The organism is Nocardia acidivorans NBRC 108247 (assembly GCF_001625085.1).
GTDB lineage: Bacteria > Actinomycetota > Actinomycetes > Mycobacteriales > Mycobacteriaceae > Nocardia > Nocardia acidivorans.
Genome location: NZ_BDAW01000031.1, coordinates 93404 through 109927, shown reverse-complemented (window position 1 = coordinate 109927; position 16524 = coordinate 93404). Strand labels below are relative to the sequence as shown.

Annotated in this window: 18 protein-coding genes; 9 read left to right on the top strand and 9 right to left on the bottom strand. The window is 66.9% G+C overall.

Features of this window, described 5'->3' with window-relative positions; genetic code table 11:
• Window positions 1-289: 289 nt before the first annotated feature.
• The 3 genes from nhaA to NA10_RS18380 are packed head-to-tail and all read left to right on the top strand — an operon-like array spanning window position 290 to window position 3052.
• On the top strand, window positions 290-1516 hold the full coding sequence (gene nhaA / locus NA10_RS18390) for a Na+/H+ antiporter NhaA (RefSeq protein ID WP_373862390.1): 1227 nt from the start codon (window positions 290-292) through the stop codon (window positions 1514-1516).
• 43 nt (window positions 1517-1559) lie between these two features.
• Entirely contained in the window at window positions 1560-2075 is a 516-nt protein-coding gene (locus tag NA10_RS18385; protein WP_067569498.1) for a phage holin family protein, read from the top strand.
• A gap of 32 nt (window positions 2076-2107) precedes the next feature.
• Window positions 2108-3052, top strand: coding sequence for an alpha/beta fold hydrolase (locus NA10_RS18380; protein WP_218021545.1), 945 nt, complete (start codon window positions 2108-2110; stop codon window positions 3050-3052).
• Here the strand turns inward: NA10_RS18380 and NA10_RS18375 are convergent.
• Genes NA10_RS18375 through nth form a run of 4 tightly spaced genes read right to left on the bottom strand, consistent with a single transcriptional unit; the run spans window position 3049 to window position 6398 of the window.
• Window positions 3049-4242, bottom strand: coding sequence for a MarP family serine protease (locus NA10_RS18375; RefSeq protein WP_067569492.1), 1194 nt, complete (start codon window positions 4240-4242; stop codon window positions 3049-3051). The two genes, NA10_RS18380 and NA10_RS18375, sit on opposite strands and share 4 nt — an antisense overlap.
• Entirely contained in the window at window positions 4239-4952 is a 714-nt protein-coding gene (locus NA10_RS18370) for an NUDIX hydrolase (RefSeq protein WP_067569489.1), read from the bottom strand. Before NA10_RS18370 ends, NA10_RS18375 begins: the two co-directional genes overlap by 4 nt.
• A 34-nt stretch (window positions 4953-4986) precedes the next feature.
• Window positions 4987-5628 (bottom strand): TlpA family protein disulfide reductase, encoded by a 642-nt coding sequence (locus NA10_RS18365; protein ID WP_245677592.1) that lies wholly within the window; start codon window positions 5626-5628, stop codon window positions 4987-4989.
• Window positions 5625-6398, bottom strand: a complete 774-nt coding sequence (gene nth / locus NA10_RS18360) for an endonuclease III (RefSeq protein WP_067569553.1) — start codon at window positions 6396-6398, stop codon at window positions 5625-5627. The genes NA10_RS18365 and nth overlap by 4 nt, the downstream gene beginning before the upstream one ends.
• A gap of 187 nt (window positions 6399-6585) precedes the next feature.
• Between nth and NA10_RS18355 the strand changes: the two genes are divergently transcribed.
• Together NA10_RS18355 and NA10_RS18350 are read left to right on the top strand one after the other, a co-directional pair.
• Window positions 6586-6789, top strand: coding sequence for a hypothetical protein (locus NA10_RS18355; RefSeq protein WP_245677591.1), 204 nt, complete (start codon window positions 6586-6588; stop codon window positions 6787-6789).
• A 272-nt stretch (window positions 6790-7061) separates the two neighbouring features.
• Entirely contained in the window at window positions 7062-7736 is a 675-nt protein-coding gene (locus NA10_RS18350) for a Crp/Fnr family transcriptional regulator (RefSeq protein WP_019044571.1), read from the top strand.
• A 71-nt stretch (window positions 7737-7807) separates the two neighbouring features.
• Here the strand turns inward: NA10_RS18350 and NA10_RS18345 are convergent, their stop codons facing one another.
• From NA10_RS18345 to sp36, 3 genes are all read right to left on the bottom strand, one after another.
• The gene (locus NA10_RS18345; RefSeq protein ID WP_067569483.1) at window positions 7808-8617 is read right to left on the bottom strand and encodes an MBL fold metallo-hydrolase; all 810 of its coding nucleotides are present in this window, start codon (window positions 8615-8617) and stop codon (window positions 7808-7810) included.
• Between the two features lie 80 nt (window positions 8618-8697).
• A complete protein-coding gene (locus NA10_RS18340; protein WP_067569479.1) occupies window positions 8698-9165 on the bottom strand; it encodes a RidA family protein in 468 nt (155 codons plus the stop codon).
• Window positions 9165-9329, bottom strand: a complete 165-nt coding sequence (gene sp36 / locus NA10_RS36835; protein WP_153802898.1) for a Sp36 family protein — start codon at window positions 9327-9329, stop codon at window positions 9165-9167. The genes NA10_RS18340 and sp36 overlap by 1 nt, the downstream gene beginning before the upstream one ends.
• Before the next feature lie 168 nt (window positions 9330-9497).
• Here sp36 and bagA point away from each other — a divergent pair, with 168 nt between their 5' ends.
• Together bagA and bagB are read left to right on the top strand one after the other, a co-directional pair.
• Complete coding sequence (bagA, locus tag NA10_RS18335; protein WP_067569476.1) at window positions 9498-10517, top strand: ATPase BagA; 1020 nt, start codon at window positions 9498-9500, stop codon at window positions 10515-10517.
• Between the two features lie 2 nt (window positions 10518-10519).
• A complete protein-coding gene (gene bagB / locus NA10_RS18330) occupies window positions 10520-11686 on the top strand; it encodes an ATPase BagB (protein ID WP_067569473.1) in 1167 nt (388 codons plus the stop codon).
• Between the two features lie 141 nt (window positions 11687-11827).
• Here the strand turns inward: bagB and NA10_RS18325 are convergent, their stop codons facing one another.
• On the bottom strand, window positions 11828-12151 hold the full coding sequence (locus NA10_RS18325; protein WP_067569470.1) for a WhiB family transcriptional regulator: 324 nt from the start codon (window positions 12149-12151) through the stop codon (window positions 11828-11830).
• 300 nt (window positions 12152-12451) lie between these two features.
• On the opposite strand from NA10_RS18325, the gene NA10_RS18320 reads away from it, so the two are divergent.
• The gene (locus NA10_RS18320; protein ID WP_067569466.1) at window positions 12452-14818 is read left to right on the top strand and encodes a penicillin-binding protein; all 2367 of its coding nucleotides are present in this window, start codon (window positions 12452-12454) and stop codon (window positions 14816-14818) included.
• A gap of 204 nt (window positions 14819-15022) precedes the next feature.
• Here the strand turns inward: NA10_RS18320 and NA10_RS18315 are convergent, their stop codons facing one another.
• Window positions 15023-15487, bottom strand: coding sequence for a GatB/YqeY domain-containing protein (locus NA10_RS18315; RefSeq protein WP_067569550.1), 465 nt, complete (start codon window positions 15485-15487; stop codon window positions 15023-15025).
• A 69-nt stretch (window positions 15488-15556) separates the two neighbouring features.
• On the opposite strand from NA10_RS18315, the gene NA10_RS18310 reads away from it, so the two are divergent.
• Window positions 15557-16519 (top strand): metallophosphoesterase, encoded by a 963-nt coding sequence (locus NA10_RS18310; RefSeq protein WP_067569463.1) that lies wholly within the window; start codon window positions 15557-15559, stop codon window positions 16517-16519.
• The last annotated feature ends 5 nt before the right edge of the window (window positions 16520-16524 follow it).

The window sequence follows — 16524 nt, the reverse complement described above, 5'->3', positions numbered from 1 at the left end:
TGTCTTCGAGGCCATTCGCGCCGGGAAGGCGTAAAGCGCGCTCGGATAAGTCGTTTCGCGCATCCCCGCAACGGCCCCGATGACCGGCTGGTCATCGGGGCCGTGCGCTGTCCATAGCATCGTGCGCCGCAGGTCGGGCGGCGTGCCCCTGCCACGATGCCGGATTTCGACCGTTAGAATTGCGTAAGGTGTGCCGGGAAGTCTGGTCGGCATGCGGTATGCGTCGACCGCACCTGGTGGAGTCGCACGCCGCTGGCTCAGTCGACCGTACTGCCGGAAAGGTGCACCCTTGATCGCCCAGATGCGCTCCGAACTCGCCCGCTATCTACGGACCGAAACCTTCGGTGGCGCACTGCTTCTCATCGCGGCGGCGGCCGCGGTGCTGTGGGTGAACTCCGCATGGGGCGCGAGCTACACCACCATGGTCGACACCCACCTCGACATTCCCGCACTGCATCTGAATCTGACGCTCGCGGATTGGACCAAGGACGGTCTGCTCGCGATCTTCTTCTTCGTCGCGGGCCTCGAGCTCAAACGTGAACTGGTGGTCGGCGAACTCGCCGACCCCAAACGCGCGACCCTGCCGATCCTGGCCGCCATCGGCGGTGTGGTGGTGCCCGCGCTGCTCGCCATCGGCATCGGCTGGGGTGTGGAGGGCATGGATCGCGGCTGGGCCGTTCCGGTCGCCACCGATATCGCCTTCGCGCTGGCCGTGCTCGCGCTCACCGGCTCCCGCATTCCCGCGGGCGCGCGAGTGTTCCTGCTGAGCCTGGCGGTGGTCGACGATCTGATCGCCATCATTCTGATCGCGGTGCTGTTCACCACCACCCTCAAAATGCTGTGGCTGACCATCGCCATCGTGTGCTGCGCGGTATGGGCGCTGGGCCAGTGGAAGCGGATCGGCACACCGTTCCTCTATGTTCCGCTGGCGCTGCTCGCCTGGTATTCACTGCACGAGGCGGGCATCCATCCGACGCTGGCGGGTGTGACGCTGGGACTGCTCACCCGGGTGCGCCCGGACGCGGACGAGGACGAGCACTGCGTGCCCGCGGCCAAGCTGGAGCACTTCTTCCAGCCCATCTCCGCGGCCCTCTGCGTACCGCTTTTCGCGCTCTTCGCCTCCGGGGTGAAACTCGACGGCGATGTGTTCTCGAAGCTGTTCACCGATCGGATCTCGCTGGCCATCATCGTCGGCCTGCTGGTCGGAAAAACGGTCGGCATCTTCGGGTTCTCTTGGCTCGCGGTACGTCTGGGCATCGCGCGCCGGCCCGACGATCTCGGTTATCGGGACATGTTCGCCCTGTCGGTACTAGGCGCGATCGGCTTCACCGTTAGCCTCTTGGTGGCAGAACTCGCACTGGACGGCGTCGGCGACGGCTCCGAAGTCGAACTGGCGAAAGCGGCTGTGTTGCTGACGTCTTTGACGGCTTCCCTGGCGGGTTCGGCGCTACTGTTGCGTCGTGGCCGTGCCCACCAGGCACGCCGAGACGAGCGGGCACTACAGGGACAAGAGTGAGAGCGCACCGGGCAGTTCCGGGACATGGAGAAGGGTCGAGCAATTGAGCTTCACACAGGGCGGTAACGGGCGAGACGGGAATCGCACCCGCACCATCACCTCGATTCCGCTGTCCGATGTCGACGTGCACGAATCGGCGAGCCTGGGCAGTCTGGTCCGGGACGCGACCGAGCAGATGTCGACACTGGTGCGGGCCGAGGTGGAGCTCGCCAAGGCCGAGGTCACCGGCGAGATCAAGAAGGGGCTGCAGGGCAGCGTCTTCTTCATCGGGGCGCTGACGGTCCTGCTGTTCAGCTCCTTCTTCTTTTTCTTCTTCCTGGCCGAGCTGCTCGATGTCTGGGTGTACCGCTGGCTGGCCTTCCTGATCGTCTTCCTGCTGATGATCGTGACCACCGCCGCGCTGGCGCTGCTCGGTTATCTCAAGGTGCGCAAACTCCGCGCGCCGGAGAAGACCATCGAATCGCTCAAGGAGGCGAAGACGCTGCTGCCCAGCGGTTTCGGCGCCGCCGGTGAGCATTCCGCAGACGCCACGCCCGGTCTCGGCAAGCCGCGGCCGTAGCTCGTCGATTACGCTGCCTCGGCGTGTCGTCGATTTCGCCCCCCGATCCGTCCGCCGTCCGCTACGAGGGACCGTGGACCCATCGGGATGTGCATGCCAACGGCATTCGCTTCCACGTCGTGGAGGCGATGCCCGAAGGCGGAGTGGTCTTCGCGGACCCCGAAACGCCACTGGTGGTGCTGCTGCACGGGTTCGGTGATTTCTGGTGGTCGTGGCGGCATCAGCTGACCGCGCTCGCCGAACTCGGCTATCGCGCCGTCGCCGTGGATCTGCGCGGCTACGGCGACAGTGACAAACCACCGCGCGGCTACGACGGGTGGACGCTCGCCGGGGATATCGCCGGACTCGTTCGCGCACTCGGGCATACCGAGGCCACTCTCGTCGGCCATGCCGAGGGCGGGCTGGTGTGCTGGGCGACCGCGGTACTGCAACCGCGGGTGGTGCGCGCCATCGGACTGGTGAGTTCACCGCATCCGGCGGCGCTCAAGAGCTCCATCCTGCGCGACCGCAAACAGCGCTCGGCCTGGTTGCCCAATTTCCTGCGCTATCAACTCCCGCGGTATCCGGAGAATCTGCTCACCGCCGACGACGGCGCGGAGATCGAACGCCTGGCGCGCCATCGGGCCGGTGAACACTGGTCCGGCACAGCGGAATTCGCCGACACCGCCGAGCGCATGCGCACCGCCATCCGCATTCCCGGTGCGGCGCATTCCGGTCTGGAGTACCAGCGCTGGGCCTTCCGCAGCCAATGGCGGCCCGATGGCGCGCGCTTCATGCAGACCATGCGCGAACCCATCCACATCCCGGTGCTGTCCCTGCACGGCGACCGCGACCACTACATCCTCGCGAGCACGATTCGCCGCGGTCAGGAATTCTCGCCGCGGCGTCGCGTGGTGACCATCCCGGACGCGGGACACTATGCGCACCAGGAGAACCCGGCGGCGGTCACCGCCGAGCTCGCCACACTGCTCTCCTAGCTCAGGACGCAACTTCCGGTGCCGACCGGGGTCGAGACGCTCGCCGCCTCGTTCACTTCCGGTCGCACCTCGTCCAGGGTCAGCACATAGCCGGTGTCGTCATCGGTGACCGCCGCGCCGAAGACCACGCCGAGGATATTGCCCTCGGTGTCGACCAGCGGACCGCCGGAGTTGCCCGCGCGTACCTGACCGCGCACCGTGTACACCTCGCGCTGCACATTGTTGTCGCGATAGATATTGGGGCCCTTGAGATCCAGGGTCTCGCGCACCCGAGCCGCACTGGCCGTGTAGCGCCCGCCACCGGGGTAGCCGAGCACGATCGCGGACTCACCGGAGTTGGCCGCCGCCGGGGCCAGCGGAATCACCGGCGCGTTCAATCCGGGCACCGCCAGAATCGCGATGTCCTTGGACGAATCGAACAGCACCACTCGGGCTTCCATCGACCCGCGCGCGGTATCCACGCTCACGGTGCTGGTGCCCGCGACCACGTGCGCATTGGTCATGATGCGCTCGGGTGCGACCACGAAGCCCGAACCCTCCAGCTGCCGTTGGCAACTCGGCGCGATACCGCGGATGCGCAGCACGCTCGTCTGCAGTGACTGCGCGACCGGCAGTTGCAGCACGCTGCCATCCGGCGGTTCCACCGCGGCGATCGGCACCCGGCCGAACGGGCCGATCACATCCGGCAGCCCGGAGGTGTTGAGCAGGTTGGAGAATTCGTTCGGCACCCGTCGCAGCCAGTCCGGCGCGAGATGGTCCACATTCACCAGGACCTGAGAGTTCTTGACCGCGGCCGCGATTCCCGGCTGCGACGAATTCGCCAGCGGCAGCGCCAGCAGCCACGCGGTGGCCAAGACCGCGGCCATCTGTAGACCCGCGCCGACCACGCTGTCCACACTGCGGGTGAACGGATCACGCATACCGCTGCGCGCCGCCCGCCCCAGCACCATGCCCGCGACCTCGCCGACGATCACCAGGGCCACGATCAGCAGCACGCCGACCAGCACCCGGGAGCGACCCTCGCTCAGGTGGATGAGGATGTGCGGTGCGATCAGAATGCCCGCCACCGCGCCCAGCACCACGCCCAGGAAGGCCAGTGCGGAGGCGACCGCGCCCTGCCGCCACCCGGAGGTGGCCGCGAGCAGCGCCAGAATCAGGATCCCGAGGTCGAGCCAGGCCGAAGAGCTCATAACGTCATCCCAACCGCGGCCAGTGAGGCCTGCAGATCACGCACATCGTGATGGTCCCATTCCAATTCCCACCCGGATACCGCCAGCAGCCCGGCGAGCACTCCCCCGGTGAAGCCCCACACCAGCATGCCGTCCACCGCGAAGGCCGGACCCATATAGCCGAGCGGATGCCGCACCACGAACCTGTTGGCCGGATCGACGAGCTCCGCGACCGGCACCCGGACCACCCGGGACGCCTCGTTCACGCTCACCACGCCGACCTCGCCGGGGGTACGCCAGTAGGCCACCACCGGGGTCACATCGAACCGCGACGGCGGTACGAAGATCTTGGGCAGCACCGCGATCGGCTCCACGCCGGCCGGATCGAGTCCGGTCTCCTCCCGCGCCTCGCGCAATGCGGTGCCGATGGGCCCGTCATCGCCGGGCTCCACCCCGCCGCCTGGGAACGCCACCTGACCGCTGTGCGTGCGCATGGTCGCGGCGCGCTGGGTGAGCAGCACATCGGCATCCTCGGGCAGTCCGCCCAGCGCCTGTGGATCGGCCGTCTCGGAGCCGCTGAACAGCACCAGCACCGCCGCCTCACGGGTGTGCACGGCCGCGGAGGCGAAGCGCCGCAATACCGGATTCATCCCGGTCGGATCGGCCGGATCATGGTCGGCCACCGCTCTGAGCCACTCCGGAATGGAGCCCGTAGGCACCTCGAGTCTCATGCCCACACTCCAAGATCGACCACGGCACCGGCGCTCACGCCCGCACCCCCAACTCGGCGGCAACCGTATCGGCGATATCGTCGACGCTCTTGAACGGGCGCACAACGAGTTTCGCCACGGTGCCATCCGCACGCAACAGCACGGAGATGGGCAGCACCGCCGGAGCGCCGACGGCATTGCGCACCTTGGTATCGGGATCCGCCACACCCGGCAGATGGATTCCGAGCCCGGTCAACCGGGACAGGCCCTTGGCGGTGGACGGATCACTGTGCACGGTGAGCACCGTGATCGACGCCGACGCGCGATCGGAGAACTGTTGCAACAGCGGCAATTCCTCCGCGCACGGACCGCACCAGTAGGCCCACAGATTCAGCAGCGCGGGTTTACCCGCGAGCGCGGCGATCAGATCCACCGGTTTGCCGTCGGCCAGACATTCGAGGGCGAGCCCGCGCAATGGACTGTCCCCCACGACCGCTCCCGAGGGCGTGGGACAGTCGGCCAGCGCCGCGTGCGCCCGTTCGGCCGACGAGGCCGGTCGCTCACCCGACCCGTTCGGCGCGCCGCCGGACGTGCCGCCCCCGGAACTCGAACACGCCGCGACCGTCAGCGTCAGCGCCACGATCAGCGCGAGCAGCCCGCCCCACCTCGGAAGACGGGCGCGTCCAACAGGACTCACAGGCCCACCATTTCGAGCAGATGCTCGGCCTCCGGGCCTTTGACCAGTGCCGCCGCCGCGGCCGGATCGGTCGGACCCAGCCCGTACGAGGGGCAGTCCTTGGCCAGAACGCATGCGCCGCAGGCGGGTTTGCGCGCATGGCAGACCCTGCGACCGTGGAAGATCACCCGATGCGAGAGCATGGTCCACTCTTTGCGCTCGATGAGATCGCCGACAATATGCTCGACCTTCACCGGATCTTCTTCCGCGGTCCACTGCCAGCGCCGGACCAGGCGGCCGAAATGGGTGTCGACGGTGATACCGGGCACACCGAAGGCATTGCCGAGAATGACATTCGCGGTCTTGCGGCCGATTCCGGGCAATTCCACCAATTGCTTCAGGGTGTGCGGGAGTTCGCCGTCATAGCGTTCGACCAGCGCCTGCCCCAGTCCCATCAGCGAATTCGCCTTGTTGCGATAGAAGCCGGTGGGCCGGATGTACTCCTCCAGCTCGGTGCGGTTCGCCTCGGCGTAATCGCGGGCGCTGCGGTACCTGGCGAAGAGCGCGGGTGTGGTGAGGTTCACCCGCACATCGGTGCACTGCGCGGAAAGGATTGTGGCCACGGCCAATTCGAGTGGTGTGGTGAAGTCGAGTTCACAGTGCGCGTCCGGAAAGGCCAGCGCAAGCGTGCGATTCATGCGCCGGGCGCGGCGCACCAGACCGGTGGGCGTCTCCTTGGCGCGCGATCGGGCTTTTCCGCCCTTGGGTGCGGCGCTGCCGCTGGTAGGCACGGCGGGAGCGCCGGATTCGGCCCCATTCGCGGCCGCGCTGGATGTGGAGACACGCACGCGTCCACCTTACGGAACCGGCAAGCCCCATCAACCTGGCTGAGCATCCGCCGTGTTCCATCTGAGACCTTCGCCGTGTTTACTCCTCCCTATGCAAGGACTCGCTGTGGTGCTGTTTCCGATAGCGCTAATGCTGTTCGCATTGGTGATGGAACGTGTCGAGAATCGGCTTCGCAAGCTGCTCGAACCGGATCCGGAGGTTCAGCGGTATCTGGATCGAGCCACGAATGCCGAGGTCAGTGACCTGACCAAACTGGGACTGCCCGCCGCGGCGGCGCGCCCGAGGCGCGCCCGACCGGCGGCCAAGGGCATGGATGTAGCCCAGGCCAGCTGAATCGCTTTTATCCGCCGCTGCCCGTTACGCCGGTATTCGGCCGGTCAGCGGCATTTTCCGATCTTCCTGCGTGGGCTAAACGGCGTGTCGCTAGAGTTGAACTTTGCGTGTCGCTAGATCGACGGTGCGTGTCGTGTAATCGGATGCTGCGTGTCGGAGAATGACCCTGCCGCGTGGTGTCTATCACTACCCGGGCGTATTGCAAAGTAGACTGCACTGTCGGCCGAATGCTTCGGTCCAGGACAGAGCCATTTCCCATAAGGAGCACATTCGTGGACGAGGCCCTCGCCAGAGCAGGCATCTTCCAAGGCGTCGAGCCCACCGCGGTGGCGGCTCTCGCCAAACAACTTCAGCCCGTGGACTTTCCGCGCGGCCACGTCATCTTCAACGAGGGCGAACCCGGTGACCGGCTGTACATCATCACCTCCGGCAAGGTGAAGATCGGCCGCCGCTCACCCGATGGTCGCGAGAACTTGCTGACGATCATGGGCCCGTCGGATATGTTCGGCGAGCTGTCGATCTTCGATCCGGGTCCGCGCACCTCGACGGCGACCACCGTCACCGAGGTTCGCGCGGTCACCATGGATCGGGACGCCCTCAAGGCGTGGATCGATCAGCGCCCGGAGATCGCCGAGCAGTTGCTGCGGGTCCTCGCCCGTCGTCTGCGCCGCACCAACAACAATCTGGCCGACCTCATCTTCACCGATGTGCCCGGTCGTGTCGCCAAGGCGCTGTTGCAGCTCGCACAGCGCTTCGGCACCCAGGAAGCGGGCGCGCTGCGCGTGACCCACGACCTGACCCAGGAGGAGATCGCCCAGCTGGTCGGCGCCTCTCGCGAAACCGTGAACAAGGCCCTGGCCGACTTCGCGCACCGCGGCTGGCTCCGGCTCGAGGGCAAGAGCGTGCTCATCTCCGACTCGGAGCGCCTGGCTCGCCGCGCCAGGTAGTACCGGCAGGGAACAGAGACTCGTGGGGACCGGGTCGTCACCTCGGTGACGACCCGGTCCCTTCGTATTCGCTAGCCCCGGCTGCGGAGATAGGCCAGTTGCGCCTGCACCGAACTCTGTGCGGCCGGCCACAGCGACCGGTCCACATCGGCGTACACCTTCTCCACGATCCGCATCGCGCCCGCATCGGGCCCCAGCTCCGCCAGCGCCGCCCGCACCTGGTTCAACCGCTCCTCGCGATGCGCGAGATAGAAATCGATGACCGGCAGCGCGTCCGGATGATCCGGGCCGTGCGCGGGCAACAGCACCCGCCCCGGTGCGGCCTCCGCCAACCGCCGCAGCGATTCCAGATAATCGGCGAGCGCACCGTCGCGGGATTCGAGCACCGTTGTGCCACTGCCCAATACGGTGTCCCCGGTGAGCAGCGCCGCGTCACCGTCGGCGGGCCCGTCCACCAGGAAGCTCACCGAATCCTCGGAATGCCCCGGCGTCGCGAGCACGGTGATGCGCAATCCGGCCGCCTCGATCACCTCACCGTCGGCGAGCACCGCGGTGGAACCGTGCAGGAACTGGGAATCCTTGGCGCGCACCGGAGTTCCGGTGGCCTCGACCAGGCCGCCGATACCGCCGGTGTGGTCGAGGTGATGGTGCGTGATGAGCGTGAGCGCGATCTTCCCGCCGGTCTCGCGCACCACGGCCGCGGTATGCCCGAGATCCTCCGGCCCCGGATCCACCAGCACGTATTCCGCGCTCCCGGGCGCCCGCAACAGCCAGGTGTTGGTGCCCTGCAGGGTCATTCCGCTGGGATTGTCCGCCAGCACGACGGCGGCGGACGGAGTCACTTGCCGCAGTTGGTCATACGCGGGATGAGTGAGGGTCATGCTTCTGTCCTAACTCAGCGGGGGTGGCGGGTCCAGGGTTGAACGCACCACACCCGCCACTTCCTCGAAAAAGGAAGGCGTCAGCGAACTTCGGCGATGAGTTCGACCTCTACCGGGGTGTTCTTGGGCAGTTCGGAGACGCCGACGGCGGAGCGCGCGTGCACACCCGCATCGCCGAAGACCTCGCCGAGGAAGTTCGACGCGCCGTTGATGACGACCGGCTGATCGCTGTAACCGGGGGCGGAGGCGACGAAGCCGACGACCTTCACGATTCGCACCACATTGTCGAGTCCGACCAGATCATGCACGGCGGCAAGCGCATTGAGCGCGCACAGCTGTGCGGCCGCGGCGGCCTGCTCGGTGGAGACCTCCGCCCCGACCTTGCCGGTGGCCGAGAGCTGCCCGTCCGCGAACGGCAGCTGGCCGGAGGTGTAGACCAGATTCCCGGTCCGGATGGCCGGAATGTACGAGGCCACGGGTGCGGCCACGGGGGGCAGGGTGAGCCCCAGCTTCTCCAGGTTCTCCGCCCAGGCGGTGGCGGCGGCCATCAGTTCTTGGGTCGCTTCAGGTAGGCGACGTGCTGCTCACCGGTCGGCCCGGGCAGCACCGAGACGAGCTCCCAGCCGTCGGAGCCCCACTGGTCGAGGATTGCCTTGGTGGCGTGCGTCAACAGCGGCACGGTTGCGTACTCCCACGCGGTCACTTCACTCATGGGGTGAGATTAGCCCCGGGCATCGGGTCCCATACTCCGGACCCTGCTATGGCGCATTCGAATCCGGAAATCCAAGATTCCAGAGTGGTGTATCAGACAGTCGGCGTCTCCTCTGGGCATGAGGCAGGAACGAGTTATAGGCTCGCGAGCGTGGGAGTACCGATAGCAGTGCCCGTTTCGGTTGAGCCGGGGGTCGAAGCAGGTTGGCCGGAGCGGGCGGACAAGGCCCGTCTGCATTACGTATCCGGAAAGGGCGGCACCGGAAAGTCCACGGTCGCGGCCGCATTGGCCCTGGCACTCGCGGCGGGGGGCCGCCGCGTGCTGCTGGTCGAGGTCGAGGGCAGACAGTCCATCGCGCAACTCTTCGATCTGCCGCCGTTGCCGCCCACCGAGACTCGCATCGCCACCGCCGACGGCGGCGGCGAGGTGCTGGCGCTGGCGCTCGATGTGGAGCACGCCTTCCTCGAATACCTGGACATGTTCTACAACCTGGGCTTCGCGGGCCGTGCCATGCGCCGGGTCGGCGCCATCGAGTTCGTCACCACCATCGCGCCGGGCCTGCGGGACGTCATCCTGACCGGCAAGATCAAAGAGTGCGCGGTCCGCGTCGACAAGGCCGGTAAACCCGCTTATGACGAAATAGTCATCGACGCGCCGCCGACCGGGCGGATCGCCAGCTTCCTTGACGTCACCCAGGCCATGGCCGAGATCGCGGGCGGCGGCCCGATCGCCTCGCAGGCCGAGGGCGTATCCAAGCTGCTGCACTCACCGCAGACCATGATCCATCTGGTCACGCTGCTGGAGGCGCTGCCGGTGCAGGAGACCGCGGACGCGGTCGCCGAACTCACCGCCAATGATCTGAATATCGGCACGGTCATCGTGAACCGCGCCAATGAGGGCTATCTGCCGCGCGGCCTGCGCGAGAAGGCCGCCGCGGGCGAATTCGATACCGAGGCGCTGCGCACCGGACTCGCCGAGGCCGGAATCACCCTGTCCGAGGAGGACTTCCAGGGTCTGGTGGCCGAAACCCTGGAGCACTCGGCCCGCCTGCACGCGCAGGACGAGAACGCCGCCGACCTGGCCCAGGTCGATATCTCGCGGCTGTACCTCCCGGCGCTCGCCGACGGGATGGATCTGGGCGGGCTGTACGAATTGGCCGAAGTTCTGAGCGCGCAGGGAGTCCGCTGACCATGATCGTTCCAGCCAATACCGTCCCCCTGGACATTTCGAAGATCATCGCCGATCCCACCGCACGCATCGTGGTGTGCTGCGGCTCCGGTGGCGTCGGCAAGACCACCACCGCCGCGGCCATCGCGCTGCGCGCCGCCGAGGCGGGCCGCAAGGTCGTGGTGCTCACCATCGATCCGGCGCGCCGGCTGGCGCAGTCGCTCGGGGTCAGCGATCTCGGAAACACCCCGCAGCAGGTCGAATTGGGCGACGGCGTCAAGGGCGAGCTCTACGCCATGATGCTGAATATGCGCCGCACCTTCGACGATATGGTGCTCGAGCACACCAGCCCGGACAAGGCGGAGCAGATCTTCGCCAATCCGATCTATCAGACGGTGGCCTCCTCCTTCGGCGGCACCTCGGAGTACATGGCCATGGAGAAGCTCGGTCAGCTGGCGAGCAAGCGCGAGTGGGACCTCATCGTGGTCGACACCCCGCCCTCGCGGAATGCCCTGGACTTCCTCGACGCGCCCAAGCGTCTCGGCAATTTTCTGAACGGCAAGATGATTCGGGTGATCATGGCGCCGGGCCGCGGGGTGGGCAAACTGGTGGCCGGGGCGATGAGCCTGGCGCTGCGCGGTGTGTCCACCATCGTCGGCGGACAGCTGCTCAAGGACGCCTCGGTCTTCCTACAGTCCCTGGAATCCATGTTCGGCGGCTTCCAGGATCGCGCGGATCGCACCTACGCCATGCTGTCCCGGCCGGGCACGCACTTCATCGTGGTGGCCGCGGCCGAACCGGACGCGCTGCGCGAGGCGTCGTTCTTCGTGGACCGGCTCTCCACCGACAAGATGCCGCTGGCCGGTCTGGTGCTCAACCGCACGCACCCGGTGCTGAGCTCGCTCTCGGCCGAACAGGCGTCGGTGGCCGCGGACAAGCTGGTCCCGCAGGCCGCGGTGAACGGCGAATCCGAGACCCCGGCCGCGCTGGCCGCCGCGGTGCTGCGGATTCACGCGCAGCGCGCGGTGACCGCCAAGCGCGAACAGCATCTGCTGACCCGGTTCACCGGTGCGCATCCGCGGGTGCCGATCGCGGCGGTGACGGCACTGCCGTTCGAGGTCGCCGATCTGGAGGCGCTGCGCGCGGTCGGTGGGCAGCTGGCCGAGGCGGGAGCCGCGCGGTCGGCCTGACGCATATGCGCCACCCCTGGCGCGAGTGCGCAACCCCCCTGAATCACACCGGAGGATTTGCCTGTTCTGCCCGTTCTTACCCCGGAAATGGATCGAGCCCGCATCAGCGGGCTCGATCCATTCTGCTTATGGGGATACGGGTTACATGGCTACTTTCTGCGTACGCTGGACCCGGAAGAAATCGGCCCAGGATGTCACCTCGGGATGCTGCTTGAGCAGCGCACGACGCTGCCGCTCGGTCATGCCGCCCCACACACCGAACTCCACGCGATTGTCCAGGGCGTCCGCCCCGCACTCCATCAGCACCGGGCAATGCCGGCAGATGGTTGCCGCCTTGCGCTGTGCCGCGCCACGCACGAACAACTGGTCGGGATCCACTTCCTTGCATCGAGCCTGGGAAACCCAAGCGATCCTCGCTTCGGCCTGCTCCACGTCCAATCGAGCTATCGGGGTAGTCATGTGCATTTAAGTGCCCCTTTGCAGTCCGAACACCGGGTCACGGCGCTCCAGAATCGCGTGTGCAGCGCGCAGATACCCAACCCCACTGCGAACTGCACCACATTCCACTTTGAGTGTTAGCTCTATCACACTGGGTTCTCAATCTAGATAGTGGTGCACGGCCAGCGCAAGACCGTCCTGAGATTTTCTGGTACGCCCGTCCACGCATTCGTTGCCTAAAACCGGTCAGTCGGCATGATTCAGACGAACGGACACCCTCGCCCGGGCGGACGCCGACAGTCGGAAAGGGCAATTAGGCTATGGGTCGTGCCGATCACACGAACGCTCGCGAGACTGGCCGGCAGCTGCGTCCTGGCCGCCGTCCTGCTCGCCGGGCTGCTGTTCCCACTCGCCGGCGGCTTCGGCTATATCTCGAACCGAGCCGCCGACGCCGTAGACAACGTCTCCGCCGAATTGGTGGAGGGTGCGGTCCCGGCGGTGTCGACCATGGTCGATGCGAACGGCCAGCCGTTCGCGTGGCTGTACGAGCAGCGGCGATTCGAAGTCCCCAGCGACAAGATCTCCAACGACATGAAGCTTTCGCTCGTGTCCGTGGAGGACAAACGCTTCGCCGAGCACGGCGGCGTGGACTGGCAGGGCACCTTCCGCGCCTTCCTGACCAACACCAGCGGCGGTGAGGTGCAGCAGGGCGGCTCCACCATCGACCAGCAGTACGTGAAGAACTATCTGCTGCTCGTGGTGGCCAAGACCGATGCCGAACGCCGCGCCGCCACCGAGACCACCCCCGCCCGCAAGATCCGTGAGATCCGCATGGCGATGACGCTGGACAAGCAGCTCACCAAGGACGAGATCCTCACCCGCTATCTGAACCTGGTGCCCTTCGGCAATTCCTCGTACGGCATCCAGGACGCCGCGCAGACCTACTTCGGCGTGGATGCCAAGGATCTGAACATCGTGCAGTCGGCCATGCTGGCCGGCATGGTGCAGTCCAGCTCCAAGCTGAACCCGTACACCAACCCCACGGGTGTGCTGGAGCGCCGGAACACCGTGCTGGACACGCTCATCGCCAATATCCCCAGCCGGGCCGACGAATTCCGCAAGGCCAAGACCGAACCGCTGGGTGTGCTACCCGAGCCCAAGGGACTGCCGCGCGGCTGCATCGCCGCCAATGACCGCGGCTTCTTCTGCGATTACGCGCTGCAGTACCTGGCCAATGCCGGTATCAGCCGCGATCAGATCGACAAGGGCGGCTACCTGATTCGCACCACCCTCGATCCGGATGTGCAGAACTCGACCAAGGCCTCGGTCACCGCGAACGCCGATCCGAATCTGGACGATATCGCCTCGGTCATGAATGTCATTGCTCCCGGCCAGGATTCGCATCCGCTGCTGGCCATGGCATCGAGCCGCACCTACGGGCTGGATGGCAATGCGCATCAAACCGTGCAGCCGCAGCCGTATTCGCTGGTCGGCGATGGCGCGGGCTCGATTTTCAAGATCTTCACCACGGCCGCGGCCATGGAAAAGGGGCTCGGTATCAGCGCACAGCTGGACGTGCCCGCGAATTTCCAGGCCAAGGGCATGGGTAACTCGGGCACGCCGGGCTGCCCAGCCGAGACGTACTGCGTCAAGAACGCGGGCGCGTACAAGTCGCCGATGTCGGTGACCGAGGCCCTGGCGACCTCGCCGAATACGGCCTTCGTCAAGCTGATTCAGGCCGTCGGGGTCACCCCGACCGTCGATATGGCGGTCCGCTTGGGCATGCGCTCGTACGCACAGCCGGGCACCTCGGGCCACGGCAATCAGAGCCTGGCCGACATGGTGAAGGACCAGAACCTCGGCTCGTTCACCCTGGGCCCGGTCGGCGTGAACGCGCTGGAGCTGTCGAATGTGGCCGCGACGCTGGCCTCCAGCGGTCGCTGGTGCCCGCCCACTCCGATCAAGGAGGTGGTGGATCGCAGCGGTAAGACCGTGCCGCTCACCCAGCAGGCGTGTGAGCAGGTGGTCGATCCGGGTCTGGCGAACACCCTCGCGAACGCGCTGAGCCATGACGTGCTGAGCGGTACCGGTGCGGGCGCGGCCTCCTCGGTGGGCTGGAACTTCCCGCTGTCGGCCAAGACCGGAACCACCGAGACGCACCGCTCCTCGGCCTTCCTGGCGTTCAGCAACTTCTTCGCCGGCGCGGCGTACATCTACGGTGACAGCCCGACCCCGGGCGAGATCTGCTCGTACCCGCTGCGCAACTGCGGCAGCGGCAACCTGTACGGCGGTAATGAACCGGCGCGGACGTGGCTGGGCGCGATGAAGAATGTGCTCGGCAAGTTCCCGCCGCTGGGTCTGCCCCCGCTGGACGACAAGTACGTGCGCGGCTCGAACAATTCGCAGATTCCGGATGTGATCGGCCAGAACCAGGCCGAGGCGACCGCGAGTCTGATCGGCGCGGGCTTCCAGGTGTCGGTGGCCTCGGCCCCGGGCGCGAACAAGGGCACGGTGATGAGCATCTCGCCGGACGGTTCGGCGATCCCGGGCTCGGTGATCACCATCTATGTGAGTGACGGCACCCAGCATCCGCTGCCCGCGCCGAACGCTCCACAGCCGACGGTGCCGGGCATTCAGATACCGGGTCTGCCGCAGTTGCCGCCGATCCCGATACCCATCCCGATTCCGCGATAACGGGATTCGAGCGATTTACCGAGCGTGGCCCCTCGCCGATCGGCGAGGGGCCACGGTTGTATCGCCAGCCGTCCGCGCGGCCGATGTCGTCGCCCGGTGCGACGTGCGCGCCCGGGACGTTCGTGAATGGCCGAGAGGCCGAATGCGCGCGTCGCTCGCACCCGCGCGGGTGCGAGCGTCGCCGAGACCGGACGCGAGCCGCGTTCAGAGGCGGGCTTTGACCGCCGCCGAGACGCGGGTGCCGTCGGCACGCCCGGCGGCCAGGGCGGTGGCGACCTTCATGACCTGCCCCATCTGGCGCATGCCCGGGCGCTCGCCGATTTGCTCGGCCACGTCCGCGATGGCGGTGTCGGCGATATCGGCCACTTCGGCGTCGGTGAGCGGGGTCGGCAGGTACTCCTCGATGATCTGTTCCTCGGCGCGCTCGGTGGCGGCGAGTTCACCGCGTCCGGCCTGCTCGTAGACGACGGCGGACTCGTTGCGCTTCTTCGCTTCCTTGGACAGCACGGCGATGACCTCGGCATCGGTGAGTTCCTTCGCCTCCTTGCCGGCGACCTCGGCGGTCTGCACGGCGGCGAGCAGCATGCGCACCGTATTGAGGCGCAGCGTGTCCTTGGCCTTCATGGCGGTGGTGAGATCCGCGCGCAGCTTCGATTTGAGTTCCGACATGGCCGCCACGGTACCGTTCATCACCCGCGAGGCTCGACGCATTTTCAACGGGTCGCCTATTCTGGGCAAATGCCCGTAATCTCGACCGCCACCCTTCGCCGTACCGCTCTGGGAGCCGCGGGGGCCGCCGTCGCCGGAGTCGGCTACGCCACGCTGATCGAGCGCAACGCCTTCACCCTGCGTGAGGCGACGCTGCCGGTGCTGTCCCCGGGTAAACCCTCGCTCCGGGTGCTGCACATCTCCGATCTGCACATGATGCCCGGTCAGCAGTTGAAACAGGCGTGGTTGCGCGAACTGGATCGGCTGGAGCCGGATCTGGTGGTGAACACCGGTGACAATCTCTCGCATATGAAGTCGGTGCCCGCGGTGGTGCAGGCCCTCGGCGGCCTGTTGGGTCGTCCCGGCATCTTCGTCTTCGGTTCGAACGACTACTTCGCACCGGTGCCGAAGAATCCGCTGAAGTACTTCAAGAAGGATCACAGGCGGGTCTTCGGTGATCCGCTGCCGTGGCAGGACCTGCGCGCGGCGTTCACCGAGCGGGGCTGGCTGGATCTGACGCATGTGCGCCGCGATATCGAGGTCGCCGGGGTGAAGATCTCGACCGCGGGCGTGGATGATCCGCATTTGAAGCGGGATCGCTACGACACCGTGGCCGGTGCGCCGAATCCGTTGGCGGACTTGAGCATCGGGCTCACCCACTCGCCGGAGCCGCGGGTGCTGGATCGGTTCGCGGGCGACGGTTACGACCTGATCATGGCGGGCCACACCCACGGCGGGCAGCTCTGCCTCCCGGGTTTCGGTGCGCTGGTGACCAATTGCGGTATCGACCGGTCGCGGGTGAAGGGTCCCTCGCAGTGGGGCGCGCACACCAAGCTGCATGTCTCGGCCGGGCTGGGCACCTCGCCGTGGGCGCCGTACCGGTTCTGCTGCCGTCCGGAGGCGACGCTGGTGACCCTGGTGGGCGCGCCCCCGAAGCAGCCGGTCGCCGAATCGGGTCGCGGGCGCACCACTTCGGAGGCTGTCGCGCGTTAGGCGTC

What these genes read in the sequence shown, in the direction of transcription:
- NA10_RS18375 (WP_067569492.1), bottom strand. Translation starts at nt 4,242, where the DNA reads ATGAGCTCTTCGGCCTGGCTCGACCTCGGGATCCTGATTCTGGCGCTG.
- NA10_RS18370 (WP_067569489.1), bottom strand. Translation starts at nt 4,952, where the DNA reads ATGAGACTCGAGGTGCCTACGGGCTCCATTCCGGAGTGGCTCAGAGCG.
- NA10_RS18355 (WP_245677591.1), top strand. Translation starts at nt 6,586, where the DNA reads ATGCTGTTCGCATTGGTGATGGAACGTGTCGAGAATCGGCTTCGCAAG.
- NA10_RS18345 (WP_067569483.1), bottom strand. Translation starts at nt 8,617, where the DNA reads ATGACCCTCACTCATCCCGCGTATGACCAACTGCGGCAAGTGACTCCG.
- NA10_RS18340 (WP_067569479.1), bottom strand. Translation starts at nt 9,165, where the DNA reads ATGGCCGCCGCCACCGCCTGGGCGGAGAACCTGGAGAAGCTGGGGCTC.
- sp36 (WP_153802898.1), bottom strand. Translation starts at nt 9,329, where the DNA reads ATGAGTGAAGTGACCGCGTGGGAGTACGCAACCGTGCCGCTGTTGACG.
- bagB (WP_067569473.1), top strand. Translation starts at nt 10,520, where the DNA reads ATGATCGTTCCAGCCAATACCGTCCCCCTGGACATTTCGAAGATCATC.
- NA10_RS18325 (WP_067569470.1), bottom strand. Translation starts at nt 12,151, where the DNA reads ATGCACATGACTACCCCGATAGCTCGATTGGACGTGGAGCAGGCCGAA.
- NA10_RS18315 (WP_067569550.1), bottom strand. Translation starts at nt 15,487, where the DNA reads ATGTCGGAACTCAAATCGAAGCTGCGCGCGGATCTCACCACCGCCATG.
- NA10_RS18310 (WP_067569463.1), top strand. Translation starts at nt 15,557, where the DNA reads ATGCCCGTAATCTCGACCGCCACCCTTCGCCGTACCGCTCTGGGAGCC.